This is a genomic window from Salinisphaera sp. T31B1 (genome assembly GCF_040361275.1).
Taxonomy (GTDB): domain Bacteria; phylum Pseudomonadota; class Gammaproteobacteria; order Nevskiales; family Salinisphaeraceae; genus Salinisphaera.
Window position 1 is genome coordinate 1 of record NZ_APNH01000007.1, and the last position, 25,238, is coordinate 25,238.

Annotated in this window: 36 protein-coding genes; 34 read left to right on the top strand and 2 right to left on the bottom strand. The window is 63.8% G+C overall.

The window, feature by feature from the left end; all coding sequences use genetic code 11:
• Positions 1–344: 344 nt before the first annotated feature.
• The 24 genes from T31B1_RS19690 (at position 345) to T31B1_RS19800 (ending at position 15,405) form a co-directional block, all read left to right on the top strand.
• Positions 345–1,043 carry a glycoside hydrolase family 24 protein gene (locus T31B1_RS19690; protein WP_353251231.1) on the top strand — a complete coding sequence of 233 codons (699 nt, stop codon included), beginning with the start codon at positions 345–347 and terminating at the stop codon, positions 1,041–1,043.
• A gap of 79 nt (positions 1,044–1,122) precedes the next feature.
• Positions 1,123–1,365: a hypothetical protein gene (locus T31B1_RS19695; RefSeq protein ID WP_353251232.1), complete on the top strand. Its 243-nt coding sequence runs from the start codon at positions 1,123–1,125 to the stop codon at positions 1,363–1,365.
• Positions 1,362–1,751 carry a hypothetical protein gene (locus T31B1_RS19700; protein ID WP_353251233.1) on the top strand — a complete coding sequence of 130 codons (390 nt, stop codon included), beginning with the start codon at positions 1,362–1,364 and terminating at the stop codon, positions 1,749–1,751. The genes T31B1_RS19695 and T31B1_RS19700 overlap by 4 nt, the downstream gene beginning before the upstream one ends.
• Positions 1,672–1,938: an Rz1-like lysis system protein LysC gene (gene lysC, locus T31B1_RS20095; protein WP_502951057.1), complete on the top strand. Its 267-nt coding sequence runs from the start codon at positions 1,672–1,674 to the stop codon at positions 1,936–1,938. The genes T31B1_RS19700 and lysC overlap by 80 nt, the downstream gene beginning before the upstream one ends.
• A 10-nt stretch (positions 1,939–1,948) precedes the next feature.
• On the top strand, positions 1,949–2,329 hold the full coding sequence (locus T31B1_RS19705) for a hypothetical protein (RefSeq protein ID WP_353251234.1): 381 nt from the start codon (positions 1,949–1,951) through the stop codon (positions 2,327–2,329).
• A complete protein-coding gene (locus tag T31B1_RS19710) occupies positions 2,326–2,754 on the top strand; it encodes a hypothetical protein (RefSeq protein WP_353251235.1) in 429 nt (142 codons plus the stop codon). The genes T31B1_RS19705 and T31B1_RS19710 overlap by 4 nt, the downstream gene beginning before the upstream one ends.
• Positions 2,755–2,939: 185 nt before the next feature.
• Positions 2,940–3,419: a DUF1441 family protein gene (locus tag T31B1_RS19715; RefSeq protein ID WP_353251236.1), complete on the top strand. Its 480-nt coding sequence runs from the start codon at positions 2,940–2,942 to the stop codon at positions 3,417–3,419.
• The gene (locus tag T31B1_RS19720) at positions 3,416–5,485 is read left to right on the top strand and encodes a terminase gpA endonuclease subunit (protein WP_502951059.1); all 2,070 of its coding nucleotides are present in this window, start codon (positions 3,416–3,418) and stop codon (positions 5,483–5,485) included. Before T31B1_RS19715 ends, T31B1_RS19720 begins: the two co-directional genes overlap by 4 nt.
• Positions 5,486–5,594: 109 nt before the next feature.
• Complete coding sequence (locus T31B1_RS19725) at positions 5,595–5,915, top strand: hypothetical protein (RefSeq protein WP_353251237.1); 321 nt, start codon at positions 5,595–5,597, stop codon at positions 5,913–5,915.
• 2 nt (positions 5,916–5,917) lie between these two features.
• The gene (locus T31B1_RS19730; RefSeq protein WP_353251238.1) at positions 5,918–6,148 is read left to right on the top strand and encodes a phage head-tail joining protein; all 231 of its coding nucleotides are present in this window, start codon (positions 5,918–5,920) and stop codon (positions 6,146–6,148) included.
• A 1-nt stretch (position 6,149) separates the two neighbouring features.
• Entirely contained in the window at positions 6,150–7,709 is a 1,560-nt protein-coding gene (locus T31B1_RS19735) for a phage portal protein (RefSeq protein ID WP_353251239.1), read from the top strand.
• Positions 7,706–8,158 (top strand): Acb2/Tad1 domain-containing protein, encoded by a 453-nt coding sequence (locus T31B1_RS19740; RefSeq protein WP_353251240.1) that lies wholly within the window; start codon positions 7,706–7,708, stop codon positions 8,156–8,158. The genes T31B1_RS19735 and T31B1_RS19740 overlap by 4 nt, the downstream gene beginning before the upstream one ends.
• Positions 8,159–8,222: 64 nt before the next feature.
• Entirely contained in the window at positions 8,223–9,947 is a 1,725-nt protein-coding gene (locus T31B1_RS19745; RefSeq protein WP_353251241.1) for a S49 family peptidase, read from the top strand.
• 30 nt (positions 9,948–9,977) lie between these two features.
• Positions 9,978–10,343: a head decoration protein gene (locus tag T31B1_RS19750; RefSeq protein WP_353251242.1), complete on the top strand. Its 366-nt coding sequence runs from the start codon at positions 9,978–9,980 to the stop codon at positions 10,341–10,343.
• A gap of 82 nt (positions 10,344–10,425) precedes the next feature.
• Positions 10,426–11,436: a major capsid protein gene (locus T31B1_RS19755; RefSeq protein WP_353251243.1), complete on the top strand. Its 1,011-nt coding sequence runs from the start codon at positions 10,426–10,428 to the stop codon at positions 11,434–11,436.
• A 235-nt stretch (positions 11,437–11,671) separates the two neighbouring features.
• Positions 11,672–11,971 carry a head-tail joining protein gene (locus T31B1_RS19760; protein WP_353251244.1) on the top strand — a complete coding sequence of 100 codons (300 nt, stop codon included), beginning with the start codon at positions 11,672–11,674 and terminating at the stop codon, positions 11,969–11,971.
• Positions 11,971–12,552, top strand: coding sequence for a hypothetical protein (locus T31B1_RS19765; protein ID WP_353251245.1), 582 nt, complete (start codon positions 11,971–11,973; stop codon positions 12,550–12,552). The genes T31B1_RS19760 and T31B1_RS19765 overlap by 1 nt, the downstream gene beginning before the upstream one ends.
• The gene (locus T31B1_RS19770; protein WP_353251246.1) at positions 12,552–12,989 is read left to right on the top strand and encodes a phage tail terminator protein; all 438 of its coding nucleotides are present in this window, start codon (positions 12,552–12,554) and stop codon (positions 12,987–12,989) included. The genes T31B1_RS19765 and T31B1_RS19770 overlap by 1 nt, the downstream gene beginning before the upstream one ends.
• A 2-nt stretch (positions 12,990–12,991) precedes the next feature.
• On the top strand, positions 12,992–13,387 hold the full coding sequence (locus T31B1_RS19775; RefSeq protein ID WP_353251247.1) for a hypothetical protein: 396 nt from the start codon (positions 12,992–12,994) through the stop codon (positions 13,385–13,387).
• A gap of 14 nt (positions 13,388–13,401) precedes the next feature.
• Positions 13,402–13,578, top strand: a complete 177-nt coding sequence (locus T31B1_RS19780) for a hypothetical protein (RefSeq protein WP_353251248.1) — start codon at positions 13,402–13,404, stop codon at positions 13,576–13,578.
• Positions 13,565–14,494 (top strand): phage tail tube protein, encoded by a 930-nt coding sequence (locus T31B1_RS19785; RefSeq protein ID WP_353251249.1) that lies wholly within the window; start codon positions 13,565–13,567, stop codon positions 14,492–14,494. The genes T31B1_RS19780 and T31B1_RS19785 overlap by 14 nt, the downstream gene beginning before the upstream one ends.
• A gap of 9 nt (positions 14,495–14,503) precedes the next feature.
• The gene (locus tag T31B1_RS19790; protein ID WP_353251250.1) at positions 14,504–14,872 is read left to right on the top strand and encodes a hypothetical protein; all 369 of its coding nucleotides are present in this window, start codon (positions 14,504–14,506) and stop codon (positions 14,870–14,872) included.
• A 77-nt stretch (positions 14,873–14,949) separates the two neighbouring features.
• The gene (locus tag T31B1_RS19795) at positions 14,950–15,201 is read left to right on the top strand and encodes a DUF1799 domain-containing protein (protein WP_353251297.1); all 252 of its coding nucleotides are present in this window, start codon (positions 14,950–14,952) and stop codon (positions 15,199–15,201) included.
• A 3-nt stretch (positions 15,202–15,204) separates the two neighbouring features.
• The gene (locus T31B1_RS19800) at positions 15,205–15,405 is read left to right on the top strand and encodes a hypothetical protein (protein WP_353251251.1); all 201 of its coding nucleotides are present in this window, start codon (positions 15,205–15,207) and stop codon (positions 15,403–15,405) included.
• 6 nt (positions 15,406–15,411) lie between these two features.
• Here T31B1_RS19800 and T31B1_RS19805 read toward each other — a convergent pair whose 3' ends face one another.
• A complete protein-coding gene (locus tag T31B1_RS19805) occupies positions 15,412–16,359 on the bottom strand; it encodes a phage antirepressor N-terminal domain-containing protein (protein WP_353251252.1) in 948 nt (315 codons plus the stop codon).
• Between the two features lie 152 nt (positions 16,360–16,511).
• On the opposite strand from T31B1_RS19805, the gene T31B1_RS19810 reads away from it, so the two are divergent.
• Both T31B1_RS19810 and T31B1_RS19815 read left to right on the top strand, forming a co-directional pair.
• Positions 16,512–16,733, top strand: coding sequence for an Arc family DNA-binding protein (locus T31B1_RS19810; RefSeq protein ID WP_353251253.1), 222 nt, complete (start codon positions 16,512–16,514; stop codon positions 16,731–16,733).
• Positions 16,734–16,748: 15 nt separating this feature from the next.
• Positions 16,749–17,222, top strand: a complete 474-nt coding sequence (locus T31B1_RS19815; protein ID WP_353251254.1) for a hypothetical protein — start codon at positions 16,749–16,751, stop codon at positions 17,220–17,222.
• Positions 17,223–17,230: 8 nt separating this feature from the next.
• Here the strand turns inward: T31B1_RS19815 and T31B1_RS19820 are convergent, their stop codons facing one another.
• Complete coding sequence (locus T31B1_RS19820) at positions 17,231–17,587, bottom strand: hypothetical protein (protein ID WP_353251255.1); 357 nt, start codon at positions 17,585–17,587, stop codon at positions 17,231–17,233.
• 146 nt (positions 17,588–17,733) lie between these two features.
• On the opposite strand from T31B1_RS19820, the gene T31B1_RS19825 reads away from it, so the two are divergent.
• The 8 genes from T31B1_RS19825 (at position 17,734) to T31B1_RS19860 (ending at position 25,238) form a co-directional block, all read left to right on the top strand.
• A complete protein-coding gene (locus T31B1_RS19825; protein ID WP_353251256.1) occupies positions 17,734–18,495 on the top strand; it encodes a KilA-N domain-containing protein in 762 nt (253 codons plus the stop codon).
• Positions 18,496–18,569: 74 nt separating this feature from the next.
• The gene (locus tag T31B1_RS19830; RefSeq protein WP_353251257.1) at positions 18,570–22,001 is read left to right on the top strand and encodes a phage tail tape measure protein; all 3,432 of its coding nucleotides are present in this window, start codon (positions 18,570–18,572) and stop codon (positions 21,999–22,001) included.
• Between the two features lie 3 nt (positions 22,002–22,004).
• A complete protein-coding gene (locus tag T31B1_RS19835) occupies positions 22,005–22,385 on the top strand; it encodes a phage tail protein (RefSeq protein WP_353251258.1) in 381 nt (126 codons plus the stop codon).
• 3 nt (positions 22,386–22,388) lie between these two features.
• On the top strand, positions 22,389–23,093 hold the full coding sequence (locus T31B1_RS19840) for a phage minor tail protein L (RefSeq protein WP_353251259.1): 705 nt from the start codon (positions 22,389–22,391) through the stop codon (positions 23,091–23,093).
• A 56-nt stretch (positions 23,094–23,149) separates the two neighbouring features.
• The gene (locus T31B1_RS19845; RefSeq protein WP_353251260.1) at positions 23,150–23,626 is read left to right on the top strand and encodes a hypothetical protein; all 477 of its coding nucleotides are present in this window, start codon (positions 23,150–23,152) and stop codon (positions 23,624–23,626) included.
• A 10-nt stretch (positions 23,627–23,636) separates the two neighbouring features.
• Positions 23,637–24,245, top strand: a complete 609-nt coding sequence (locus tag T31B1_RS19850) for a collagen-like domain-containing protein (protein WP_353251261.1) — start codon at positions 23,637–23,639, stop codon at positions 24,243–24,245.
• A 4-nt stretch (positions 24,246–24,249) separates the two neighbouring features.
• Positions 24,250–24,618, top strand: coding sequence for a hypothetical protein (locus T31B1_RS19855; RefSeq protein ID WP_353251262.1), 369 nt, complete (start codon positions 24,250–24,252; stop codon positions 24,616–24,618).
• Positions 24,619–24,809: 191 nt separating this feature from the next.
• Positions 24,810–25,238 (top strand): hypothetical protein, encoded by a 429-nt coding sequence (locus T31B1_RS19860; protein WP_353251263.1) that lies wholly within the window; start codon positions 24,810–24,812, stop codon positions 25,236–25,238.

Here is a 25,238-nt window from a genome sequence, read left to right on the forward strand (position 1 = left end):
GCCGCGCGAAAAGTTCTAGATGGTTTGAGGCTGTCGCCCAACACCAACTAGACGACATTTGTAGGTATAGGACGCTGACAAGCGCGGATTGCCTACAAATATGAATGCGTCGTTCATGTCGCCCTCAGGATCGATAGCCGCTTTGACCGGTCGCGATCACAATAGGTTGTAGGCCTGCGGCCGGACACACACAACATGTTGACAATGCTCCGGAGCGGGCGCATATTCATATGGCACGCTGTGAAAATTGTCACTCGATAACCCGGAAGCGGTGATCGCCACGCTCTACCGATAGCCCATCCCGCACCCAAGACACCCTAAGCCCGCCACGAGCGGGCTTTTTTATGCTCGCTATCTGGCCGGCATACAAAAGCCTGTTTCGATTTGCCCAATACCCAATCGCGGACACGCAACGCGATAGAACCTTCGGCACAGCCGCGACGGTGAGGGCGCTTATCTCCTCCGATGCCCTGAATGGGGTATCTCGCATTGGCCTCGGCAAACCCGGGGCCTGTTTTATTTCAGGAGTCGCCATGGCACGCATCAACGAATCGGTGGCCGGCGGCGCGAACGTGCTGGCGTTTCTGGACATGATCGCCCGGGCCGAGATTGGCCCGGCGATGATGGCGGACCCGTTGGCCGACGACGGATATCGCGTGCTGGTCGGCTCGCTGCCGGGCAACGTGTGGGTGTTCACCGATTACGACGATCACCCGTTCGAGAAGCGCAAGGCGATCCAGTACTCGGACGGCGTGTATTCGTCGGCGGCGGGGCGGTATCAGATCCTGGTGCGGTATTGGCCGCACTATCGCGACCTGCTGGGCCTGCCGGATTTCGGGCCGGTGTCGCAGGACCGGTATGCGATCCACCAGTTCAAAGAGCGGCGGGCGCTGGACGACATCATAGCCGGCCGCGTTGAGTCGGCGATTCGCCGTTGCTCGAACATATGGGCGTCGATGCCCGGCGCTGGCTACAAGCAGCGCGAGCATAAGCTGGCGACGCTGCTGGGCGCGTTCGAGCAGGCGGGCGGGCGCATCGCATGATGATCGCGATCGCCGCTCTCGACGTTCTACTGACGCTGCTGCGGCCGCTTGTTCGCCTGGTCGAGTCGGTGGCCGTTGGATGAGCGACTCGACAACGTTCGAGCAAGTCGATGCGCCGCGGCGTTGGCTATGGCGGCGCCTGATGGCGTTTGCCTGCCTGGCCGTGATCCTGGTTGTTGCTGTGTTCGCTCTGCTGCATCCCATTCCAGAGGGCAACACCGGCGTGGTCACGACGATCATCTGGGTGTGCGCCGGGGTGATCGGGATGTACTACGGCAATAACACATGGACTGAGCACGTGGCGCTGCGGAGCCAGAAGTGATCGCCGCGCTCAGAGGCCTGCCGCTTTACATCATTCTGGGCCTGCTCGCCGCGCTGGCCACGACCGGATTTCTGCTACGCGGCGCATGGCAGGGCGAGGCTCGGGCCGAGGCGATCAACGATCAATGGCAGACGGCATTCGAGGCCCAGCAGCAGGCGGTGGCTGCATTGCGGTCCGAGCGCGCGGCGGCCGAACAACTTGTGCGCGAGACGCAGGCGGCGCGCGAGGCCGAGCAGGCGCGCGCGAATGAACTGCGGGGCGATCTGCAGGAGGCATTGAGCCATGACGACGAGTATCAAGCCTGTCATGACGTGCGTTTGCCTGCTGACGCTCTCGGTGCTATCGACCGCATGCGCGACCCGTCCGCCAGCGCCGGTAACGATTGAGCGTGTCAGCCCGCCTGCGGCCCTGTATGCAGGCGGCTGCCCGGGTCCTGCGCGAGCCGGCGACACGATCGGCTATCTGATCGAGGACTATGTGCCGGCATTGCTGGCGTCTATTTCGGACTGTGATGCTCGTATGGGAGCGATCGAGGCCTGGTCTACAGGCGGGGCGGACAGCGATGCGGACTAGCGCGCTACTTTTGATCATGGCGGCTGCGGCACTGCTGGCCGGGTGTGCGATGCGTGAGGCGGCGGTATCGGCGCCTGAGGCGCCGCGTGCGGACTACGCCGACGCGTTCAATGAGGGGCGCAATGACGCCTGGGCAGAGGCGTATGCCGCCGGCGGCCGCGATACGCTGGCGCGTATACGCAATAGCCAGCCGTTCAATCGGCCCGTGCCGTCGGATAATCATCGGCCAGACGAAGTGTCCTGGCTGCCTCGCACGCCAAAAATCGATGACGACCACTGGTGGGATAGCCGCAAGCGCAACTTTGAGCTGATCGAGGCCTGTCGCGACGCGGGGAAACTGAAAGACAAGCTGATTGAAGATATGCGAGCGACGGTGAGTCAGGCCCGATGAGCGATCGTACATGGCAAGTTATGTACGGCGTTGCGATCCTCATAGTCGGGATTGTGATCGGCAACGCGAACGATTCCTACCGAATCCTCGGCGAGAAAGCGGACAAAGCGGCCACGAAAGGCGATTTCACATCTCTGCGTAAAGACGTTCAAGCCGCCCTGGCGCTTAAGGGACAGGTTGATCGCAACACGCGCGACATCGGCGGGCTCGACAGCCGGCAGCGCTCGATCACGCAGACCCAGCAGATGCTGTGCGGGCTGCACGGCAAGCTGTGCCCGGTTCAGAATGCGCTGTGGTATCCACCCAGGCCATGGCCGCTGCTGCCCGCCGACTACGTCATCCGGGCTGCCATTGTGAAAGAACCCGTCCGCGTTGCCACGCTGACCATGAGCGGGCCTCGCGGCCTTGGCGCCGGCGGCGGCTGAATAGATGCGCCATGCAGCATATTAGGGCGAGGGGCCCCTGGGTTCTGGCGCCTTGTTTACGAATCGGCCGACTCGCGATTTTCGCCTAATTTTCGAGCCCATAGGGCAGCAGCAGCAGTCTAATCAATCACTTGGCACGCAACGGAAAAGAGGTGCACGCACTGCACATCGGCTGAGGTATTCCAGTGGGCGATACAGCGGACATCCGGAACGCCTACAACTGGAACGCTTCGAAGCTCGCGAAAGCGTTCGGTTTGCACCGCAACACGGTCATGAACCGCCTCAACGAGGCCGATATTCGACCGGTAGCGAAGCAGGGCAACGCGCCGTTGTACGCGTTGAAGGACGCCGGGCCGGCTTTGTTCGCGCATCACTTCGCGACCGGTAACGCGCTCGACCCCGACACGCTCGACCCGCAGTCGCGCAAGGCGTGGTATCAGTCGGAGAACGAACGGCTCGAGTTCGAGAAGGCGCAGCGGCATCTGGTGCCGGATGCCGACGTCGCCGCCGAACAGGCGTTGCTGGTCAAGGCGATCGTTAACGGCCTCGATAGCTTGCCGGATGTGCTCGAGCGCGAATGCGGGCTGAATGCCGAGCAGCTGGAAGCGGTGGTGGCCGAGATCGACGCCATGCGTGACCGCGTCTATATCGAGGCGTCGGAATGACCACGGCCAGCGCGGCAGCGATCCGGCGCGACGTGGCCGAATTGCTACGCCCGCCGCGGCGCATGCGCGTATCGGAAGCGGCGGCGCAGTACCTGCACGTGGTAGACGGCAGCGGCAACGTGCGGCTGTGGTCGCCGAGCATGACGCCGTACATGATCGAGCCGATGGACTGCCTGGCGTCCCGGCGTTACGACGCCGTGATATTTGTCGGCCCGTCGCGGTCGGGTAAATCGATGGCGCTGGTCGACGGGTGGCAGTGCTACTGCCGGACCTGCGACCCGGGCGACATGATGATCGTCCACATCAGCGAGACGAAGGCGAACGAATACAGCAAGATCCGCCTGGACCGCCAGCTGCGCAACAGCCCGGAAATGGCGAAGCAGATATCGCCCCGGGCGCATGACGACAACGTCTACAACAAGATTTTTCGCGACGGCAGCCTACTGGCCGTACGCTGGCCCACGAAAAACCTGTTCGCCGCCAGCGAATATCGGTTCGTCGCGTTCACGGATCTGGATCGGCTGGCCGCAAGCATCGACGGTGAGGGCGACGCCTTCACCATGGGCAGCAAGCGCACGCAGACGTTTTTGAGCCGAGGCATGGCCCTGGGCGAAAGCTCCCCCGGCGTCATCGTCCCGAACGAGCATCTGGACTGGCAACCGCCGCACGACACGCCGCACATGTTCCCGCCGCTGCGCGGGATCGTGAACCTGTTCAACGAGGGCGACCGTCGCCGCCTCTACTGGCAGTGCGACGGCTGCCGAGAGTGGTATCGCCCCGAGCACGAAAACTGGAACCTGGAAACCGGCCGGCCGGCGTGCCCGCATTGCGATCACGAGCCGGACGAAAGCGACAAGAAGCGGCTGAACAAAAACGCACGATGGGTGCCCGAAGGCTGCGCCCTGGATGCAGACGGCGAAATGCACGGCACGCCGCGCAAGACGCGCATCGCCTCATTCGCCATGGAAGGCCCAGCCGCTGGCTACCAGACATGGGAAAGCCTGGCCACCAAGCTGCTCAGCGCAGAACAGACATACGAACGTACCGGCTCTCAGGAAACGCTGCAGACCGTCGTGAATACGGACTGGGGCCGGCCGTTCTTTCCGAAGCGCCGTGTCGCGGCCCACAGCGGCAGCGCCATGGCCGCCCGGGCCACGGTCGAACGGCTCAAGGTCGTGCCGCCCGGCGTGCGGTTTCTCACCTGCACGATCGACGTGCAGGGCGGCAAGGACTCACGGTTCGTCGTTCAGGTGCATGGCCACGGCGCGCATCGCGAGCGATGGGTCATTGACAGGTTCAACATCAAGGAAGACCGCGGCCCGAAAGGCGAAGACGAGCCGACCCGGATCCGTCCCGCCACGCAGCCGGAAGACTGGGACGTGCTCACGCGCGACGTGCTGCCGCGCACCTACGCGCTGGCCGGCGAGCGCACGCTACGCATGCCCATCATGATGATCGGCGTGGACTCCGGCGGCGAATCCGGCGGCGCGGGTAGCGACAGCAGCGTGACGCGCCAGGCGTACGATTGGTATCGCCGCCTCGTGCGGGATGGCCAGAGCAAACGCGTGATGCTGCTCAAGGGCGCCACGCACAAACAGCAACAGCGCGTGCGGCTCACCGCCCCGGAAAGCCGCGGCAAGGCCGGCGCGAAAGGCGACATCCCGCTGTGGATCGTCGACAAGGACCAGCTGATCGAGGAAACGTACGGCCAGCTCCAGCGCGAAGAGCCGGGCCCAAACTATCTGCACACACCCGCGCAGAAAGCCGACAAGGACGATCACGGCATCGGCGGCTGGTGGTACGACGAACTCGTGTCGATGGTGCGCAACGACAAAGGCCGCTACGAGCGCCGCACGTCGCACGCCGCCAACGAAGCGATGATATTGCTCGCCTACGACCTGGCCGTGCTCACGCACCTGGGCGGCGACACGATCGATTGGGACAACCCGCCCGACTGGGCGAAGCCCTGGGACAGCAACCCTCTGCTCAAGAATCACGCGCTGCTGATGGCCCCGGTCCGTCGCCGACGGCCGCGGCGGCGGCAGAGCCGATATCTGAACAGGTGAGCCATGAGCGTAAAGCGGCGCCGACGTCTATGGCGCCGCTGGGCAAACGCCTGGCAGAAAATCGTAGGCAGCAAACCGACCAACGCGACCCCGGCATAGGACGCAAGCCATGACTCGAATCAACATCGTCGCGCCGGCCATGTCGGACGACGCAGCGCTCGACCTGATCCGCGATCTGGCGTCCATGGACTACAACGTCGATGCGCGCGGGCCGCTGTTCGGTGAGGCCGACGAGCCCGTGGTATTCGATACCGCGCCGCCCAATCCAGACGCCATGACGCCGAACGATCGCAAGGCCCACTACCAGGCCGAGGTGCTGCGCGAACAGCTGGCACTCATGCGCGATGAACATGCCGAGCGTATCGACGAGAGCGTGATCGCCGAAACCGGCTGGCACATCGTCGCCATGCGCGGCGAGCGGAGCGAATAGCTATGGCGTTGACCGAAGCCGAGAAGGTCCAGCGCCAGGAATGGCTGAACGAGCTCGAAGAGGCCCGCGCCTCGGGCGCGACGCGGATCCGTTACCGCGACCGCGACGTGACGTTCCGCTCGCTTGACGAGCTTGATCGACTGATCGGCGAAGCCCGCCGCGAACTGGCGTGCCAGACGCGCCGCCGCCGCCCGCGCACGTTCGCCGTCTATAGCCGCAAGGGCGTGTACTGATATGTCCGCAATCGTCGACCACAACGGCAATGCGTTCCGCCGTGTGGGCGGCGCCATGCCCACGCCGTACGAAGCCGGCGGCCAGGGCCGGCGCCTGCGTGGGTGGCTGGCCTCCGGCAGCGGGCCCAACGACGCGGCCACGGGCAATGCCCAGACGCTGCGCAACCGCTCGCGCCAGCAGTACCGCAACAACGGGTACGCGCAGAGCGGCATCAACAAGCTGGTGAGCAACATCATCGGCACAGGCATCAAGCCGCGCTCGACGGCGGACGACAAGGCGTTCCAGCGCGAGGCGCAGCTCGCGTTCGAAGAATGGGGCCAGGAGTGCGACCCGGAAGGCGTGCTCGGTATCTACGGCCTGCAAGCCCAGGCCTGCAACGCATGGCTGCAGGGCGGCGAGTGCTTCATCCGTCGCCGGCCGCGCCGCGAGAGCGACGGCCTGTCTGTGCCGCTGCAGTTGCAGGTGATGGAAGCCGAGATGTGCCCCGTCCACTACAGCATGCAGGGCAACAACGGCAACCGCATCCGCCACGGCATCCAGTACAACAAGCTCGGCCAACGCGTCGCGTACTGGTTCTACAAGTCGCACCCGGGCGATATCACCGCCGGTCTGAGCGTCGACGGCTCCATGCTCACGCGTGTCCCCGCCCGCGACGTCATTCACCTGTTCGACCCGGTACGGCCGGGCCAAAGCCGCGGCATCATCAAGATGGCGCCCGTTCTGCTGCCCATGTACGACGTCGACAAGTCCGACGACGCCGCCGTATTGAAACAGCAGGTGCAAAACCTGTTCACCGGTTTCGCGTACGAAGACTTGGCGGGTAGTGACACGTTCCCGCACCGCCTCGCGCAAGACCAGGGCGAGCTGCCCGGCCCAGGCGAGGCATATGACGAGGGTGAGCAATCCGGCCCGGTCGATATCAGCATGGAGCCGGGCTCAATCGTGGGCTTGGCGCCAGGCGAAAAAATCAGCTTTAGCTCGCCGCCCGATGCCGGCAGTACATACGGCGAATTTCTGAAATGGCAGTTCCATCGGCATGCGGCCGGCATGGAAGTGCCTTACGAAGTGCTGACCGGCGATTTCTCGAAGATCAACGACCGCTTGGCGCGCGTGATACTCAACGACTTTCACCGGCGCGTGCAACAGCAACAGCAGCATATCGTCGTGCATCAGGCCTGCCGGGTGATCTGGGCCCACTGGTTTATGCCGGCCGGCATTCAGGTTGGCCGTTTGTCCGCGCCCGGCTTCGCCGCCAACCCGCGCGCATTTACGCGCGCAAACCATGTCCCGCAGGCGTGGCGCTACATCAACCCCGTGCAGGACGTGCAGGCCGATCGCGAAGCGGTGCGGTCCGGGTTCCGCACACAGGGCGACATTATCAACGAGCGCACGGGCGAAGACATCGACGACGTGCACAAGCGTTGGGCCGATGAGGCCGAGCAGTCCGACGAACTCGGCCTGCGCTTCGACAGCGATCCGCGCTGGACCGATAACAGCGGCAAGCGGCTGGACGGGGCGAAGTTGCAGGAAGCCGAACGCGAAGAGGACGCCAACGCATGAGCAGACAGACGTATCGAATCGAGCCCGATCTCTATGTCGGCCCATCGTGGCGCCTGCAACAGTGGCGCGATCGCGGCACCGCACTGGTAATTGTCGCCGACCGCGTACCCGGCCTGCCGGACTGCAATGTGGCAGTAAAGCCCGCCGGCAAGAACCGCATACCTGGCGAAGCTATTCCGCGCGGCTTTCTCCAACTCATATCGGATCAAGGAAACACCATGGCCGACCACGTAGACAGCACCAGCAACGACCGCACCACGAACAATGCGGTGCGCCACAAGTACCGCGTCCTGACGGACGAAGAGAAGGCGCAGATGCAGAAGATCAAGGATGACGGGCTCGCCATGCTCGAGTACTTCGACAGCATCGGCCAGAGCCGCGAGCTGTCGCTGGCGAAAACCAAGATCGAAGAGGCTGTCATGTGGTCGTGCAAGCACGTCACCAGCTGAACCATTAGACATAGCCAAATAGTTGCCGCCCACGAGGCGGCATTTTTGTGCCCGGAGTAAGCGCATGACCCGCTACAACCACGCCCATATCGCGGCGCAGCTGTTCAACACGCCGCACATGGTCGAGCCGTCGTACGGGCAGGTGTTTGTGTCAGCGCTGGCGCCGCGGCTCAACATCCAGTCGCTCACGCTGGGTGACGGCACAGAACTGCATCAGCCGGACATGATCGCCACGGCTGAGTCGTACATGCGGGGTCAGCGAAAGCTGTACCACGAGATGGACGGCATCGCGATCATCCCGGTCGACGGCACGTTGGTGCACGACAAGTTCGGCGGGCTCAACCCCGAATCCGGCATGACCAACTATAGCTCGATCCAGATGAAGGCCGAAGCTGCCGCCGCGGATCCGGACGTGCTCGGCATCGTACTGGACATCAATTCGCCCGGGGGGTCGGCGGCCGGCGTATTCAACTTGTCTCAGCAGCTCGCCGAGATCGCCCAGACGAAACCGATCTGGGCCGTTGTGGACGAACTGGCATGCTCGGCGGCTTACGCCCTGGCCAGCGCCTGCACCAAGATCGTGGCGCCCGAGAACGCCATGCTCGGCTCGATTGGCGTCGTGATGATGCACGTCGACCAGAGCGAGATGATCAAGGGCATGGGGCTCAACGTCACATACATCTTCTCGGGTGACCACAAGATCGACGGCAACAGCTTCGAGCCCATCCCATCCGCTGTGCAAGCCGGCTTCCAAAAGGGCGTGGACGACGCCCGCGACCGGTTCGTGCAGCTGGTGGCCACCAACCGAGGCATGGACCCGCAAGCCGTCTACGACACACAGGCCCAAGTCTACGACGCCCGCGACGCGCTCGATGTCGGCCTGCTCGACGAAATCATGCGCACCGACAAGGTGCTCGAAGCGTTCAGCGCCTCGCTGCGCGCATCTACCCCGGCGCGGTTCGGCGCCACTCTCAAGAACGGAGCGAAAGCTATGGCACTACCGCTATGGGGCCGAAACAAGGCCAGCAACAAGGCCGCTGCGGCGGAACGCAAAGAACCGACGCTGGATGCGGGCGCTGAAGGGCAGCACAAACTGCACGTAGACGCGAACGGCGTGATCGGCGGATTCAGCGTGGCCAGCGGCGGCGAGCCGGTTTTGGCATGGAACTGCGCCAGCTGGCCCGCCGAGCGTGTTGAAGCGCTGGAAGCGGCCGGCTTTACCATCAATCGCGACACAGACGGCAACGCCGAAAGCGTGGTGCTGCCGCAGGGCGAGGCCAGTGCAACGCTGCGGCCTGCCGACGATGCCGAGAAGCAAGCGGCCGGCACCGGCGAGCAGATGACGGAAATCAACGCCGGCGAAGCCGAAACCGTCGAGACACTTTCGATAAAAGGAGGCCGCCCGGCGCCGGCCAGCCTCGACGCCCTGGTCTCGCTCTGCAGCGAACACCAGTGCGACACGCTGGCCAAGCCGCTGCGCGATCGCGGCGTCACCGCCGAACAGGCCGAAGCCATCATGGCCGACGTGGACGCCATCCGCGACAAGATGGCCGTGACCTTCCCGGACGACCCGAAAGCCGCCGCCGACATGGCCAACCGTTTCGCGGTCGCTGCCCACGGCAGCGCCACCGCCCAGTTCGCCGAGCCTCTCTCGGCGCTCATGGTCGAAGCCCAGGCCCGCATGGCGGGCGAGGAAATCGACCAACACCCGCCCGAAACCAGCCAGGCGGCCGGCCAGGGGCGTATCAGCGCGCGCGCGGTCCACAAACGGCACAACACGCGCAAGTAAGCACCACTCCCAACACTCAAGGAGTTCGATATGACGGTACTCACCGAAGGCCGCCACACGGCGGAATTTCTGGCCAGCGAGGCCAATGGTTTTCGATCGCGCGAAACCATCACGCTCGCCAGCGGCGAAACGCTCGAAGCCGGCACCGTGCTCGGCGTATCTACGACCACCGGGAAGTACGCCGGCCTCAATCCGGATTCGACCGCGGGATATGAAGACGCGACGGCCGTGCTGTACGACAACTGCGATGCCACGGCCGGCGACATCAAGGCCGTGATCGTCGCGCGCGATGCGGAAGTGAAGCGCGACGCGCTGGTCTGGCCGGACGGCATCGAGGAGGCGGACAAGACCGCCGCACTGGAAGCACTCGCCGCCAAAGGCATCGTCGCCCGGTAACCGCCGGCCCACCCATACCCACTGGAATCACAATCGCCGGCCATGAGCCGGTTTTTTTGTACCCAACGCAGGAGAACTACTCATGCCCGGCATGAACATTTTCGATAACGACGCATTCAGCCTCACCACGCTGACCGCCGCCATCAACGAGCGCGATTTCGTGCCGTCGATGATCCGCAACATGAACCTGTTTCGTTCGCGCGGCGTGACCACCACCACCATCGCCATCGAGCGCAAGGGCACCGAGCTCAAGCTGATCCCGACGAGCCCGCGCGGCGCGCCCCCGGGCGAGCTGGTGACCAACAAGGCCAATCTGCGCGACCTTCGCATCCCGCATCTGGCCAAGAACGCCACCGTTGTGGCCGACGAAGTGCAGAACGTGCGCGCGTTCGGCACGGACGACGAGCTGCAGACCGTGCAGGATCTGGTGATCGATCGCACCGAACTGCTTGCACAGGAGTTCGATCTCACCGAAGAGCACCTGATGCTTGGCGCACTGCAGGGCAAAATCTACGACGCCGACGGCACCACGCTGATCTACGACCTGTTCAGTGAATTCGGCGTTTCGCAGCCCGCTGCCATCGACTTCGCCCTGGATACGGACGCCACCAAGGTGCGCACCAAGTGCACCGAAGTGATCCGCACCATGGGCAAGAACATGAAGGCGGGCGGCATGCAGTTCGGTGTGGGGGCCATCGCCGAAGATTCGTTCTTCGACGCGCTCATCAACCACCCGGACGTCGAGCGCGCCTACGAGCGGTTCCAGGAAGGCGCAGCCCTTCGCAACGACTACACCTGGCAGTCGTTCCAGTTCGCCGGTATCAACTTCATCAACTACCGCGGTAGCGATGACGGCAAGGTCGGCCTGGCCGAAGGCGAATGCCGATTCTTCCCGATGGGCGTGCCCGGCGTGTTCGAGATCGTCTACGCCCCGGCGGACTATGCCGACACGGTCAACACCGTGGGCCTGCCGCGCTACGTGGTGCCCAACCTCGAAGACACCGGCAACAACCGGTATCGCAAGTTCGAGGTCCAGGCCAACCCGCTGCCGTACTGCACGCGTCCGCAGACGCTGCTGCGGGGCACGGCGTAATCGCTCACCCGAGCGATGACTCAAAAGCCCGGCCGGGCCGTCTGGCCGGGCTTTTCTGTGATCGCCCATCACTTCATTGGAGCCGATATGTCAGGTGCAATCCCCCGTTTGCCGTTCCCATATCTGTCGCGCTTCGGCTGGTATCGAAAGCGAACTGAGCGCGAACTGATCGGCATCGCGTGCGCGATTGGCATGGCGGCCGGCGTCGCTATTTGCGCGGTGGCTTGGTAGCCCCATGAACATCGAACGCCTCACCACCCGCGCCGGCGCCCGGGCATTCAGCCAGGGGCGGGCGGTCTATCGGGGCGCGCGCGTGCCCGGCGGCGTGGTGCACGACATCACGGCCGTGCTCGATCGCAGCTACGAAGTGTTCGATGAAGACGGCGTGGCCCGTCGCGTGACGGTCATGGCCGTGCAGGTCAGCCAGGTGCCGAGCTCGGAGCGGGGCGACACCATCGAACGCGATGGCCGGTCGTGGCAGGTCATCCACACGCTGGAAGACGACGGCCACGATCGCGTGCTCGAGGTGACGTGATGACCACGTTCTACCGGATACAGGATTCGGAGCGCCTCAAGTCAGAACTGGGCGCCGCAGCGCGGCACGTCGAAACCGCGAAGCGTCGGGCCATCAGCGCCGTGACGGCCAAGGCCGCGACATTCATATCGCGAGACATACGCGACGTGTTCGCCATCCGGGCGAAAGACATCAAGTCTGCATTGTCCGTTCGGAAATACGAAAAGGACGCCAAGGCGCTGTTGTACACCGGCGGAAAGATCCCGCTCGAAAAATTCGGCGGCAAGGACAAGCGCGTCTCGATCACCGCGACGAGCCGCCGCGGAAAGAAATTCAAGACCAGTCGCCGCGCGGCCACCGCGCGGGTCCGGAAAGATAAAGGCCGCCAGGTCGTCCGCCCCGGCGGCTTCCTCGCCAAGGGCCGGATCTACCGCCGGCGTGAGCAAGACAAGAACGACAGCACGCTGGTGCCCATGTTCGGCCCGTCCATCCCCGGCCTCGTCGCCCACCCGGAAACGATCCGCGGCGCACAAGACCTCGTACGCGACGAACTGCCGAAAGAATTCGACCGCAACCTGCGCCATCTGCTGGGTGACGACTGATGCAGAACCCCGACATCCAGCCGGCGCTGATCGAACGCCTCAAAGACCGGTGCAGCGACGTGTTCGCCGTGATCGACGACGCATGGAACGCGCCGGCTATCGAGCAGCTGTATGAAACGACGCCGGCGGCCTACGTGTTTCTGCAAGCCGAAGGCCCCGACCGCAACGCCGACCCGGAGACGAACTGCCCGCGCCAGCGCGTGACGTTTGTCTACGCCGTGCATCTCGTCGTCAACGGCGAGCAGTTCCGCGACGTGGCCCACCGCGTGCGCGAAGCGTTATTCGGCTGGGGGCCCACCGAGCAGCACCTACCCATGGCCAACCGCGGCGGCGAGCGGATGGCCGGCGGCCGCTCGCCGCTGGGCGGCCTGTATATCGAATACCAGCAGCGCTGGTCCGTCGACACCTGGCTACGCAATAACAACCCGAGTGCATAACCATGAAAGCGCCGCGCGAGTTCCCAACGCCGCTTTATATAGAAGCGATCGCTCGATACATGGATTTGAGTCGCGAACGTCGCGACGAGATGGCCCGCTTGCGAGACCTTCTAGGTCCAGCGGCCTACGCTGGCCTATGTCACGGCCGCATGGATCTAGGGCCGCGAACAGGCAAGACGTACGCGGCGGCCAATGCGGCGGATGCCGAAGACGTTTGCGCAGTCGTCGCGACGCGTGACCTTGCGTTCCGAACGCATCGTCTTAACGGCAGCCGTGCCGCGAGCGATCTATGCGCGCCATTTGACGACGACATTATCTACGTGTTCGACAGTGCGCGCCTTCCGCCCGGCTATTTCGATCATCACTGCCCACTGATCGCTTTTCACCTCGGCGAATAACCCAGGAGCAATCCATGCCCATCCGATCCGGCGGTCGCTATCGCGTCCGCAACGGCAAGCCTGTGCTCGAAGAGCGCACTGGCTATCGCCCCGAAGCCGAGGCCGTGCCCGCGAAGAAGGACACGGCCACCGAGAAACCCGCGCCGAAGAAGGGCGCCGCCAAGAAGGAGACGCCCGATGCTGACGCGTAAACGAATCGTCCTGCCGAAGATCGAAACCACCTACGGCGAAGACGCCTCGCCGGACGGCGCCAGCCGCGTGATCACGACCAGCGATTTCTCCTGGACGCCGTACCAGGGCGACACGCAGACCCGCGACCGGCTCACCGATACGTTCGGCGCCCGAGCCGAAGTGAACGTCGGCCCGAACACGTCGCTGCAGTTCTCTGTGCCGCTGGCCGGCTCCGGCGAAGCCGGCACGCCGCCCGTGTTCGGCCCGTTGCTGCGCGCCTGCGGCATGTCCGAAACCATCGCCGACGGCGAGTCGGTTACCTATCAGCCGGTTACCGACGCCACCGAGTCGGTGACGCTGTACTACAACATGGACGGCGTACTGCAGGCGATGGTCGGCACACGCGGCACGTTCGTGCTCAACGCCAACGGCGGCGCATTCCCTACGCTGCAATTCACCCTGACGTCGTTCTACAAGCGGCCAGTGACGCAAGCGGCGCCGACCCTGTCGGACATCGAGCAGGCGGACGAAATCCCGGTGAACAAGCAGAACACCGTGGGCAGTGTGCACGGCCACGCCGCGTGCATGTCGGGCATGACGGTCACACAGGGCAATTCGGTGAACTACTTCAACCGGATCAACTGCGAAAGCATCGAGATCACCGACCGCGAAACCACCGGTTCGGTCACCATCGATGCCGTGCGACCGGACGTGCAGGACTATTTCGCGGCCATGGAATCGCATGAAGGCGTGATTCTGGCCCCGGTCTCGATGACCCACGGCAAGACCGCCGGCAACATCGTCGAAGTGTCCGGTTCGAAAGTGCAGCTGTCGGGCCTGTCCATGGGCGACGACAACGGCCGCGCCCAGTACGAGATGACCACCCGCTACATCCGCGACCAGGGCGACGACGAGTTCACCCTGGTGTTCAAGTAGGAGCCGCCCGTGTCTGGAATCAAACTCAAACCCGTCGCCCAGGTCGAGCAGGAAGTGAGCGTGCCCGTGCCGCGTGGCAAGGGGTCGTTCTCGAACAAGAAAATGCTCGTCACGTACCGGCTGCGCTCGGCCACGGCCATGCGCGAGTTCTGGGAAACGCCGGCCGATGAGCGGCCCACCGACGACGAGCTGATGCGGGCCGACATCATCGCCGTCAAGAACGTGGACCGCGTGGTCGACGTCGAGGGCGATCTGTCGACGGTCGAAACGGCCGATCTGGTCGACCTGCTCATGGACGTGCCGTATATCCGCGGCCCGCTCATCCAGGGCTGGGGCGACACGCAGAGCAACCGGGACACCCACGCCACAAAAAACTGACAGACCTCGGCCGCTACTGGGCCGGCGGCGGCCGGGGTCAATCACTCGACGACGACGCCACGGCGTTCGGGCTGACGATCGACGACCATCAGCGCGACGCCGGCAGCGTAGACCTATGGCCCGAACACCTCGCGGCCTGGAACGTGTTCGCCGCCTGCGGCACGCAGTGGCGCGTCATCGCCGGCCCGGGCGCCGTGATTCACCAGGGGCTGGAATACACGGCCGTCGAGTCTGTCATGCGGATGCGTGGCGTCGAGGACCAGGCCCAGTGTCTCGACCATATACAGCACATCGAACGCGGCGCGCTGGACGAACTCAATAAGGACTAGATCATGGCCAAATCATCCACCGTCGACGACTTGCGAGCGGCCCGCGACAAACTCGCCACCGACATCGCGCAGCGTATCGCCCAGTTCGAAACCGACCAGGGCGTGCTGGTGCAGAGTGTCACCGCCAACCCGAAGCGAGTGCCGTCGGCCAGTGGCGACACAAACGACTGGTCAGAAACCGTACGCGTGCGGCTGACGCTGTAGTACAGGTCAACGCATAAGGCGGTGCTCAGCAATCCGGGAGAGCCGATCAGCGGCCGCCGATATGATCGAGGGCAGCATCTTATAAGGGATGTATTCATCCACGATCGTTCGCACCTCTGCCTCGGAGTCTGGCCGAATAATGGCGACGAACGGCGAAAGAGGATTCACCTGTATTCGATGGTCGCTTTCGAGCGATACGAGCCAACGTTGCCGGCCCTCGGAATGGTCGACACGAAGCCCGGCGATAGATGGGCCTAGGGCCGACCTGAGAAATTCGGTTGGATCGTGGGGCGCGGGCTGCTTGTTCGGCGCCGGGATGAATTCGCCATCGAGGGTGCACGAGGCAATGAAATTGCAGGCGTCTTCAAGACTGTCGGCCGGGATCTGGTCGGCCCGGCGCACATTGAAGCGCGCATGGACCATGCTCCAGAGGTAAGACTTCGCGCAGCGGGTGCTAGGCCCGGCAATTTTCTTGGTCCGCTGGGCTACCAGGTTATGAAGTACGTTGAATCCATCCGTGCCGATCGTGGAATCGGTCACGCGCGGGTTGATGGCGACGCCGACGTTCCAGTAGTTCGCGAGAACATCGAAGCATTCCGATTGATATTCGATAAGGCGGTCGCGAACCTCTGGCCGTACGCGACTGGCATCGACGCCGAACAGCCAGCCGTTGAGTTTGGAGAGAGGCAGTGTGACGAGCTTTCGCGATTGAGCACCCACCTGCGTCGTCATGACGACGACGCAGGGTGATAGAACGGCGTGACGCTTGATGCGGTTGTATTGCGCGCGCCAGTTCAAGCCGATGCCTTCACACACTGGCTTCATGGCCACACGGATGACGCCATTATCGTTGAAGGTCGAAATCGCCTGTCCGTGGAAGGCCACGTCGCTAGGCATGGCGCCTGTACGCGAACGGACATTGTCGGTTGCAACTGAAGTGGTAACATCACTCATGTTCACGATTCCTTTGCCGGGAGTGGACGTTTGGGGCCTTCGGCGTTGCAGCGCCGGAGGCTTCGTTAGCGGTATTACGGTGGTATGAAGCTGGAATGTATCCGCCGCCTCGCGATCGTGTCAATACCACGGTGCTACGTAGAAGCGATTCAATGAGCCGAGACGACCCTCAGTACAACCTGCGCTTGCCGGAAGCGCTTCGTTCGGAAATCAAGGAGGCGGCTAGGCATAATCGCCGCTCAATGAATGCCGAAATTGTTTCGCGGCTGCAGGAATCGCTGGCGGATCCTGTTCGGCCCACAGACTTCTCGCAAGAAATTAATGCGCGGCTCGCTCGTATTGAGAAAGCCCTGGCGCTATCGACCAATAGTTAAAAGTTCGGCGCGGGCATGAACAATAACAACGAGAATTCATCCAGTGACCCGGCTTATCTGACAGCCGACGACATTAATCAAGCCCATAGCGGCGGCGCTAAGGAGGCCATCAATTGGCCCGCATTGTCGGCAATGGTGCTGGTAATAGCAGCGCTTATGGCCGGCGGCGTCGCGCTCCTAGGCAATTTGGATCAGGCGCCAGATGATTCGATACCTGAACAGGTGTCTGATGCGCGACTGAAAGCTAGAGCGTATCTGGCTATCAAAGATGCGGTTTTGAATCGCCTAAAAGCGCCAGCTACCGCAAATTTTGGCCCTTACTCCGACGCTTCTTTAGCCAGGGTGGCCGACGGCAGATATGTCGTGGCGTCGTACGTAGACTCGCAAAACACGTTCGGCGCCAATATCAGGACTCGATTCGTGGGCACGGCCCGCGATATAGGAGGCGGCGAATTCGTGGTAGACGATATCGCGTTCGAACAAAGGTGATCTGCAATTTACTGCGTTACGGTCCACACATCTATCGGTAGATCGTAATTATCGATCGTGCTGTTGAGCCGATAGAGATACCGGTTTTTATCGGCCGGGTCGATAATCAATAGAATCCCGGCGCGCTTGTTCGTTTGGAAGCTGTACCAAAGCGATTGCCCAATCGCCTCATAGAATTTACGCGAGAAATCGACCTCAATTGCGTGTGTATCGGTAACGCAATCCGGCCGGGTTCGATCCGCCAGGACCACCTTTGTTTCTCCACCGCGCGCCGTGCACCATCGATCTGTATAGGACTGCTCGCTGGGCTTGGCCGCCACAGCGATCGGCGCCGCCAATGCGAGCACGATAAATAAGTTTTTCATCACGGAATCATAGCAGCCGCCCGCGAGGCGGCTTTTTTGTGGGCGCGATATCTGTTTTGTGCGATCTAGGGTAGCTCCTGAAAAGGGCGGGTACGCCTCCGCCCCTGATCGCGCATCTATCCCAAGGCGTGAACATGGAGTGCGATATGAGCAATATCATTCAGTACGATTTTCAGGGCGACCTGTACAGCTTTCGCGAAGACGGATGGTTCAACGCGACCGAAGCGGCAACGCGGTTTGGGAAGCGAGTGCGCAGCTGGTTGGGCAACGTGGATACACTCGAATATGTTCGAGCCCTAGAAGAACTGAACAGCGGGCAACCCTCGCCGATTTTACATAGCAAGGATTCTTGCTATGTAAAAACCAGTCGCGCACGTCAAGATCGTGGCGGCGGCACGTGGCTTCATCCGAAACTGGCGGTACGGTTTGCACAGTGGCTCGATGTTCGATTCTCGGTTTGGTGCGACGAGCAAATCGACGCTATTGTCCGCAACGGGATTAGGGCAGCGGGCAACGCGGACCTGATAGCGCTGCTTTTGCGCCCCGACGCCAGCGAATGGGAGCTGCGATTCGAGCCCTCGTATTACCAGTCGCTGGCTCGCGTGACGAACACCAGATACCTCGGCCATGCCGGTGGCACGCCAGGCATTTACGGACGCATCACCGATCGATGGGTGTACGGCTGCATTCTGCCGGAAGACGTGTACGCCGAGCTCAAAGAGCGACGCAACAAATCACAGAAGATGCATCAATGGCTGACCGATGGCGGCCGCGGCGCTCTGGATAGGCAGATCGCGCTCGTAACCAGTATTGCGTTCACATCGACCGACATGGCTGATTTTGAAGCGCGAATGATGATGGTCAGCGCCAAGGGCGGACAACTCGGTTTTATATACGCGGCCGCGTAAGTAAAAGCCGACAAAACGACTAGACCCGAGCCAGCCGCGAGCTGGTTTTTTTGTGCCCGAAATGAGGATCCACCATGGCCCGCGAATACCGCACAACGCTGATTGTTGACGGTAACGCCCAGGGGGGCATCCGTGCCGTCCACGCCACGCGCGACGAGCTACGCCAGCTCGACACCGCCAACGAGCGCAGCGCGCGCAACAGCCGCACCGCCGCGCTCACGATGGCGCAGGGCTACGAGCGCGTGCGATCGAGCGTCATCAACACGCGCACGGCGGCCGTCGGCCTGGCCGGCGCGGTAGTGCTGCGAAAGACGATTAGCGAGTTCGCAGACTTCGAGAAAGGCCTGATCGGCGTCGGTAAGACGACGAACATCGCCGGCGACGACCTGCGGGCTATGGGCGACGACATTCAGGAAATGTCGCTCCGCGTGCCGGTGGCGACTACGCAACTGCTCGAGATCGCCCAGAGCGCCGGCCAGCTCGGTGTGAAAGGCAGCCAGAACATTCTGCGGTTCACCGAGACTGTCGCGAAGCTGGGCAGCGCCACCGACCTGGCGGGCGAAGAGGGCGCCACGGCGTTCGCACGTCTGCTGACCGTCACCGGTGAGCCGATAGAGAACGTCGATCGGCTGGGCGCCGCAGTGGTTCAGCTGGGCAACAACTACGCCGCCACGGAGAGCCAAATCACCGGCGTAGCTCAGCGCGTGGCGCAATCCACGGCGCAGTACGAGGTCGGCGCCGCCAACGTATTGGGTATATCGACTGCGCTGCAGGCGGTCGGCGTGGAAGCTGAATCTGGCGGCACGCAGGTCGGTCTGGCATTCCAGACGATCAACTCGGCGCTGCGGAACGGCGGTGAAGAAATGGCCCGGTTGGAGCGCATCACCGGCCAGACCGGCGAATCGCTGCGCGAGGCTTTCTTCAACGGTAAATCGGCCCAAGTGTTCCAACAGTTCGTCGAAGGGCTCGGCCGCATTCAGGCCAGCGGCGGCGACGTCAATGGCGTGTTGGAAGATATGGGCCTGACCGGCACCCGGGCCGGCCAGGTGCTGGGCACGCTCGCCACACGATCCGATCTGCTCGGCAAGGCCATCAGCGACGCGAACTTGGGCTGGGCCGAAAACGTCGCCTTGAACAAAGAGGCGGCAGTAGCCGCGACGTCGTTCAGCGCACAGATGCAGCTGACCGCAAATTCTGCTGATCAAGCGGCCGCAGAGTTGGGGCGGGTGATCGCGCCCAAGCTGCTCGACGGAATGACAGTGGCCCGGTCGGGATTCGCCAGCATCGCGGATAACATCGACCTGGTGGTTGCCAGTGGCGGGGCCGCCGCGTCGCTATTTGCGGGCCGCTTCCTCGGGTCCATAGCCACCAGCACCCAAGCCGTCATCGGCGCGCGCTCTGCTGTCATAGAGAAAGCTCGGGCCGACGATATGGCTGCCGCCTCCGCGGTGCGCTACGCGGAAGTCCAAGCCGTGACTGCAGAGCGATCGCTAATCAACGCCCGCCTGCAGGCATCGCTAGCGCGCGGCACGTCGAGTCACACGGCAGCCCTGAAAGCGGTGAATGCGGCTCAGATCGAGGCTACCCGGTCCCGTCTCGCACTCAACGAGGCGACAGCGGGCGCGGCGGCGGCCAATGCCAACTACACACGTACGGCAAGCCTGGCCGCGCGAGCGGGGCGGGGCCTGAGTAGTGTTGTTGGTCTGCTGGGTGGCCCGGTCGGTGTCTTTATCTTGGCGGCTGGCGCGGCGTATTCCTTTCGCGATGAACTGCGCCAGATGTTGAGCCCGATAAACGCGGCAGCTGATGCCGTAGATGGCTACACGCAGAAATTACGCGACCTCAACAGAGAGCAGCTGAATACGGAAATCATCACCCAGCAGATGAATCTCGACTCGGCGCGAGAGGCAGCGAATGCAGCTGCAAAACAGCTTGATGCGGCGCGTAATACGATGACAGAGTCGGCCGCAAGTGACGCTTATGCCGCCGGCCAGACGTTCCGCCAGGCCCAAGAAGACATACAGCGGTACTCAAAGAACCTGGAAGACGCTCAGAAGCGAAAGAAAAACCTTGAAGCCGAGCTCCGCGGCGACAAAACGGCCGCCGGCGCGGCAGGCGGGGGCGCGGGCGGCAGCGATCAGGCGATCGCATCGCTGTTGAATCAGTACGACAGCGCGACCGTCAAGCTCAAAGAGCTGCAGGCTGCGCGGCAGAAGCTCGTTACCGCGATGGGCACCGCCGACCCGGAAAACTTGGATCGCTATAAACGAGCCATTGCCGATATCGATTCACAGATCAAGGGGCTGGGCGAGAGCAGTAAGCGCGCGGCAGCGACTAGCGTCGATTCCGTCAAGCGCATGAACCAGGCCTACGAACAGACGGCCGTCAGCCTGCGACAGCAGATCGCGTTGTTCGGCGAGAGCAGCCAGGTCGCACAAACCCGTTACGACATCGAACAGGGCGGGCTGCGTGGCATCAGCGATGCCCGTAAACAGAACCTGCTGCAGATGTCCGCCGAGATCGACCGGCTCAACGCGCAGAAGGCCGCCGTGCAGTCGCTGTTCCCCGAATGGGAGAAACTGCAACAGGCCAGCCAGCTCCGCCAGTCGGTCGCCGACTTGCCCGAGGATCAGCAGGCGTTCGGCCGGCGCCGGGCCGCGCAGATGGCCGCCGAGTCGGCCACGGCCGGCCTACCGAGCATGCAGGGCTTGGACCCGGAATATAACGGCCCGTTCGGCGAGGCCGATCGACTGGATAAAGAGCGCGCCCAGTACGAAGAGAAATACCAGCAGCGGCTGGCCGCGTTCCAGGAATACGCCCGCACGCATCAAGACCAGAAGTCCGAGGCCGACGCGGCCATCGAAGCGCTCGAGGCCGACCACCAGCGCCGCATGGTCGCCTACGACGAGCAGACGGCGCGGGCCCGCCAGTCCGGCTACGAAGACCTGTACGGCAGCCTGACCGATATCGTCGGCGCGTTCGCCGGCCGACAGTCCGGCATCTATAACACGCTGTTCGCCGCCGAGAAGGCCTACCACCTGGCCAGCGTCATCATGTCGTCGTCGGACGCCATCGCGAAAGCCTGGGCGTCGGCGCCGTTCCCCGCGAACCTGCCGGCCGTGGCCACGACCGCAGCACAGACCGGCGTGCTGTCGGCGGCGGTGTCCAGCGTGAGCATGGCCGGCCAGGCGCATGACGGCATCGACAACGTGCCGCGCGAAGGCACGTGGCTGCTCGACCGTGGTGAGCGCGTGATCGACCGGCGCACGAACGTCGACCTCAAGCAGTACCTGCAGCGGGAGAATTCCGGCGGGCAACAGCAGTCCAGCGGCAGCGTCACAATCCCGGTCACGATCAAGGTTCAAGCCAGCCCGGGCATGAGTGACGAAGAGGCTCGCCGACAGGGTGATCAGATGGGGCGTGCGTTCAAGGACGCGGTGAAGAGCGTAATGGTCGATGAGATGCGTCCCGGCGGAATGCTCTCGAACGTCAAGAGAACGGGATAATCGATGCCGTACTACCGCCTGCCCGATATCCCGATCGACTTCGGCCCGGGATACCAGCCCAGCGCGAACGTCGACGAAGCCCAGTTCGGCGACGGCTACGAGCAGACTCGCCCGGCGGGCATCAACTGGCTGCGTGACAACTACACGATCAACTACAGCCTGCTGACGCGCGCCGAGTTCGAGCGGCTCGACGCCTTCATTCGCGAACACCTGAGCGGCAAGCCGTTTTTCTGGCAGCCGCCGTGGGATTCAGTGGAGCGGCAGTGGCGTTGCCGAAGCTGGTCGGGCCAGCGGCCGACGTCGGCCCGGTTCGCCAGCGCGAGCGCCACGCTGACCGAAAATTTCACCCCGCTCGGCGAAGCGCCGACCGACTGGCCGGAGTAACGCATGCCTCAGTCGGAAGACGTGCAGTCGCTGCACCAAGACGCCATCGTCACGCTGTTTGTCATCGACGCCCGGCGCGAGAACGCCGGCATCCTGCGATTCGTGCCGGAAGCGGTCGACGGCGGCCCGGCGTTGCTGGACGAGTACGAATACCAACCGTTCCCGATCGCCGCCGAGGGGTTCGAATGGTCGGGCAAAGGCCCGCTGCCCCAGCCAACGCTGAGCGTATCGGCGTTGTCCGTATCGTTCCTGTCGCTGGTGATCGAAGCCGACAACCTCGTCGGGTTGCCGATTCAGCGCCACCGCATCTATCGAAAGCACCTCGACGATGGCAGCGACCCGGATCCGGAATCGCAGTTCCCGGTCGACTATTACGTGTTCGAGCAGAAAACCACGCACACCCGCACGCAGCTGCAGTTCAGCCTGGCCGTGGAGATGGACCAGCAGGGCCGACAGATCCCGGCGCGGCAGGTGCTGCGGGATGCCTGTACCCATATCTACCGCCGCTGGAACGCTGAGGCCGGCGCGTTCGACTACACGAGCGCGACCTGCCCGTACAGCGGGAGCGCGTGCTTCAACCGCGCCGGCGACAGCGTGCCGCCGGCCGAGGACGCCTGCGGCAAGCGGCTGAGTGATTGCCGCCTGCGCTTCGGCCAGCACGGCAACCTGCCCACGCGCGCATTCCCCGGCGTCGGCCGCTACCGATAGGAGCCCACATGCATACGCTCAGCGGCACGCTGTATCGCCCGTATACCGACCAGGTGATGGCCGATACGGAAATCCGGTTCACCGCCGCGGCCACCGCCGGCGACGTGGCCGAGGGCATCGGCGCCAGCACGCTCACGGACGAACTGGGCCGCTACGACATCACGCTGCGGCCCGGCGTCTACAACATCGCCATCCGGCTGAACGGCAGCCGCCACACGCTGGCCCGACACGTCGTCATCGACGAATACACCGCGGCGCCCGATCTGGTCGGTCTGATTACCGAAAGCGCCACGGCCGAACGGGCCGAGGCCGATGTGCTCGACGCGTTCCGCGCGCTGGTCAAAGCAGCTCAGGAAGCCGCCGACCGGGCGGTGGCCGGCGCGATTCCGGGCGCGCCCGGCCCGCAGGGCCCGGCCGGTGACCCCGGGCAAATCCGCTTCACGGGCCGCGGCGCGCCCGGGACTATCCAGGGCGCATCGCCGAACGACACCTATCTCGACCTCGACAGCGGCACGATCTACAAACTCGAATGAGGACCACGACATGGCATGGGCAGTAACAGGCAACATCAAAGGCCCGAAGGGCGACCAGGGCGAGCAGGGGCCGAAAGGGGCGCCGGGTGAAGACGGCGCCGGCATTCAGATCGCCGGCAGCGTGGCCGATTACGCCAGCCTGCCCACTGGCCTGGGGGCGGAAGACTCCGGCCAGGGCTATCTGGTGGAATCGGACGGCCTTCTCTACATCTGGACGGGGTCGAACTTCCCGGCCGATGGCAACGGCGTGTCGTTCCGCGGGCCGATGGGCGAGCAGGGCGAGCAGGGACCGAAGGGAGACAAAGGCGATACCGGCGCAACAGGCCCGAAAGGTGACACTGGCAACGCAGGCGCCGATGGAACGGCGGCGACCATCAACGTCGGCAACACCAGCACGCTGGCCGCCGGCTCCAGCGCGACCGTCAGCAATACCGGCAACAGCACCGCGGCCGTGTTCGATTTCGGCATTCCAGCCGGCCCGCAGGGAACGCCCGGAGCCGATGGCGCGAACGGGGCGAAATGGTTCGATGGATCCGGCGCCCCGGGCACTGTTTCAGGCGCGTCGGCCGGGGACTACTACCTCGACACCGACAGCGGCGACGTCTTCAAACTGAGCTGATGCCATGGCGTGGAACCAGGTAGGCAACATCAAGGGGCCGAAAGGCGACAATGGCGAGGCGCCACCACGCGTTGTCTTCGCCGAGGCCGATACCAGCGCAGGCACCGCCACCCTCAATGCGGCCACGGCCGACACCTGGCGCGTCACCGCCGGCCAAGACATCACCGTAAGCGTCGTCAACTGGCCAGACCACGGCCAGCTCGAGATCGTCGCCGTGGATTGGGGCGCTTATACCGTCACGTTGCCCAGCGCCTGGGACTGGGGCGTCGCCGGTGTGCCCGAGTTCCCAGCATCCGGCCGGGCCCGTATCGTGCTGCGCACTGACGACGCCGGTACGACTGTCGACGCCATGCTGGCGTGGCGGGCCGCGTAATGCAGTACGCGCGTGTGCAGAACGGCGAGATCGTCGACGGCCCGCGCGAGCTGCCGGCCAGCTGGCGCAATATTATCGGTGTGCCGAACCTGCCGGCTGCCCGACTCGCCGGGCTTGGCTGGCTGCCGGTAGAGCATGAGCCGGTTGGGGCGTATCAGCGGCCGGCGGCGCCGGTAGTCACCGCGGATCGGGTGCATATCTCGGCCGAGCCTATCCCGCTGTCCGAGCTCGAGCAGCGAAAGCGCTATGAAATCGACGACGCCTGCACCGCCGCGCTGAACGCCGCCACGGCCGGCACACCGGCTGCAGAAATAGACACATGGTCCACTCAAGTCGCCGAAGCCGCCGCGTGGCGAAGCTGGAAAAGCAAGGGCGGGCTGTCGATCAACAAGCCGTCCACGCCATTGCTGACGCGGCTCGCCGCCGCTCGCGGCCTGCCTATCGCCGACCTGGTGGCACGTGTCGAAGCGCGCGCCGCCGTATTCACGACACAAGCCGGCGACCTGATCGGCCGTCGCCAAGCCAAAGCGGACCAGATCAACGCTGTGCGCGCGTCGCTCGATAGCGGCGCCATCGACCCATCCACTGCCCGGGCCCGTTTTGAGGCCATCACTTGGTGA

Bases quoted from the DNA above. Each gene is read 5' to 3' on its own strand.
- T31B1_RS19690 (WP_353251231.1), top strand. From the start codon at position 345: ATGCTCGCTATCTGGCCGGCATACAAAAGCCTGTTTCGATTTGCCCAA.
- T31B1_RS19695 (WP_353251232.1), top strand. From the start codon at position 1,123: ATGAGCGACTCGACAACGTTCGAGCAAGTCGATGCGCCGCGGCGTTGG.
- lysC (WP_502951057.1), top strand. From the start codon at position 1,672: ATGACGTGCGTTTGCCTGCTGACGCTCTCGGTGCTATCGACCGCATGC.
- T31B1_RS19710 (WP_353251235.1), top strand. From the start codon at position 2,326: ATGAGCGATCGTACATGGCAAGTTATGTACGGCGTTGCGATCCTCATA.
- T31B1_RS19720 (WP_502951059.1), top strand. From the start codon at position 3,416: ATGACCACGGCCAGCGCGGCAGCGATCCGGCGCGACGTGGCCGAATTG.
- T31B1_RS19725 (WP_353251237.1), top strand. From the start codon at position 5,595: ATGACTCGAATCAACATCGTCGCGCCGGCCATGTCGGACGACGCAGCG.
- T31B1_RS19730 (WP_353251238.1), top strand. From the start codon at position 5,918: ATGGCGTTGACCGAAGCCGAGAAGGTCCAGCGCCAGGAATGGCTGAAC.
- T31B1_RS19735 (WP_353251239.1), top strand. From the start codon at position 6,150: ATGTCCGCAATCGTCGACCACAACGGCAATGCGTTCCGCCGTGTGGGC.
- T31B1_RS19740 (WP_353251240.1), top strand. From the start codon at position 7,706: ATGAGCAGACAGACGTATCGAATCGAGCCCGATCTCTATGTCGGCCCA.
- T31B1_RS19745 (WP_353251241.1), top strand. From the start codon at position 8,223: ATGACCCGCTACAACCACGCCCATATCGCGGCGCAGCTGTTCAACACG.
- T31B1_RS19750 (WP_353251242.1), top strand. From the start codon at position 9,978: ATGACGGTACTCACCGAAGGCCGCCACACGGCGGAATTTCTGGCCAGC.
- T31B1_RS19755 (WP_353251243.1), top strand. From the start codon at position 10,426: ATGCCCGGCATGAACATTTTCGATAACGACGCATTCAGCCTCACCACG.
- T31B1_RS19760 (WP_353251244.1), top strand. From the start codon at position 11,672: ATGAACATCGAACGCCTCACCACCCGCGCCGGCGCCCGGGCATTCAGC.
- T31B1_RS19765 (WP_353251245.1), top strand. From the start codon at position 11,971: ATGACCACGTTCTACCGGATACAGGATTCGGAGCGCCTCAAGTCAGAA.
- T31B1_RS19770 (WP_353251246.1), top strand. From the start codon at position 12,552: ATGCAGAACCCCGACATCCAGCCGGCGCTGATCGAACGCCTCAAAGAC.
- T31B1_RS19775 (WP_353251247.1), top strand. From the start codon at position 12,992: ATGAAAGCGCCGCGCGAGTTCCCAACGCCGCTTTATATAGAAGCGATC.
- T31B1_RS19780 (WP_353251248.1), top strand. From the start codon at position 13,402: ATGCCCATCCGATCCGGCGGTCGCTATCGCGTCCGCAACGGCAAGCCT.
- T31B1_RS19785 (WP_353251249.1), top strand. From the start codon at position 13,565: ATGCTGACGCGTAAACGAATCGTCCTGCCGAAGATCGAAACCACCTAC.
- T31B1_RS19800 (WP_353251251.1), top strand. From the start codon at position 15,205: ATGGCCAAATCATCCACCGTCGACGACTTGCGAGCGGCCCGCGACAAA.
- T31B1_RS19805 (WP_353251252.1), bottom strand. From the start codon at position 16,359: ATGAGTGATGTTACCACTTCAGTTGCAACCGACAATGTCCGTTCGCGT.
- T31B1_RS19810 (WP_353251253.1), top strand. From the start codon at position 16,512: ATGAGCCGAGACGACCCTCAGTACAACCTGCGCTTGCCGGAAGCGCTT.
- T31B1_RS19815 (WP_353251254.1), top strand. From the start codon at position 16,749: ATGAACAATAACAACGAGAATTCATCCAGTGACCCGGCTTATCTGACA.
- T31B1_RS19820 (WP_353251255.1), bottom strand. From the start codon at position 17,587: ATGAAAAACTTATTTATCGTGCTCGCATTGGCGGCGCCGATCGCTGTG.
- T31B1_RS19825 (WP_353251256.1), top strand. From the start codon at position 17,734: ATGAGCAATATCATTCAGTACGATTTTCAGGGCGACCTGTACAGCTTT.
- T31B1_RS19830 (WP_353251257.1), top strand. From the start codon at position 18,570: ATGGCCCGCGAATACCGCACAACGCTGATTGTTGACGGTAACGCCCAG.
- T31B1_RS19835 (WP_353251258.1), top strand. From the start codon at position 22,005: ATGCCGTACTACCGCCTGCCCGATATCCCGATCGACTTCGGCCCGGGA.
- T31B1_RS19840 (WP_353251259.1), top strand. From the start codon at position 22,389: ATGCCTCAGTCGGAAGACGTGCAGTCGCTGCACCAAGACGCCATCGTC.
- T31B1_RS19845 (WP_353251260.1), top strand. From the start codon at position 23,150: ATGGCCGATACGGAAATCCGGTTCACCGCCGCGGCCACCGCCGGCGAC.
- T31B1_RS19850 (WP_353251261.1), top strand. From the start codon at position 23,637: ATGGCATGGGCAGTAACAGGCAACATCAAAGGCCCGAAGGGCGACCAG.
- T31B1_RS19855 (WP_353251262.1), top strand. From the start codon at position 24,250: ATGGCGTGGAACCAGGTAGGCAACATCAAGGGGCCGAAAGGCGACAAT.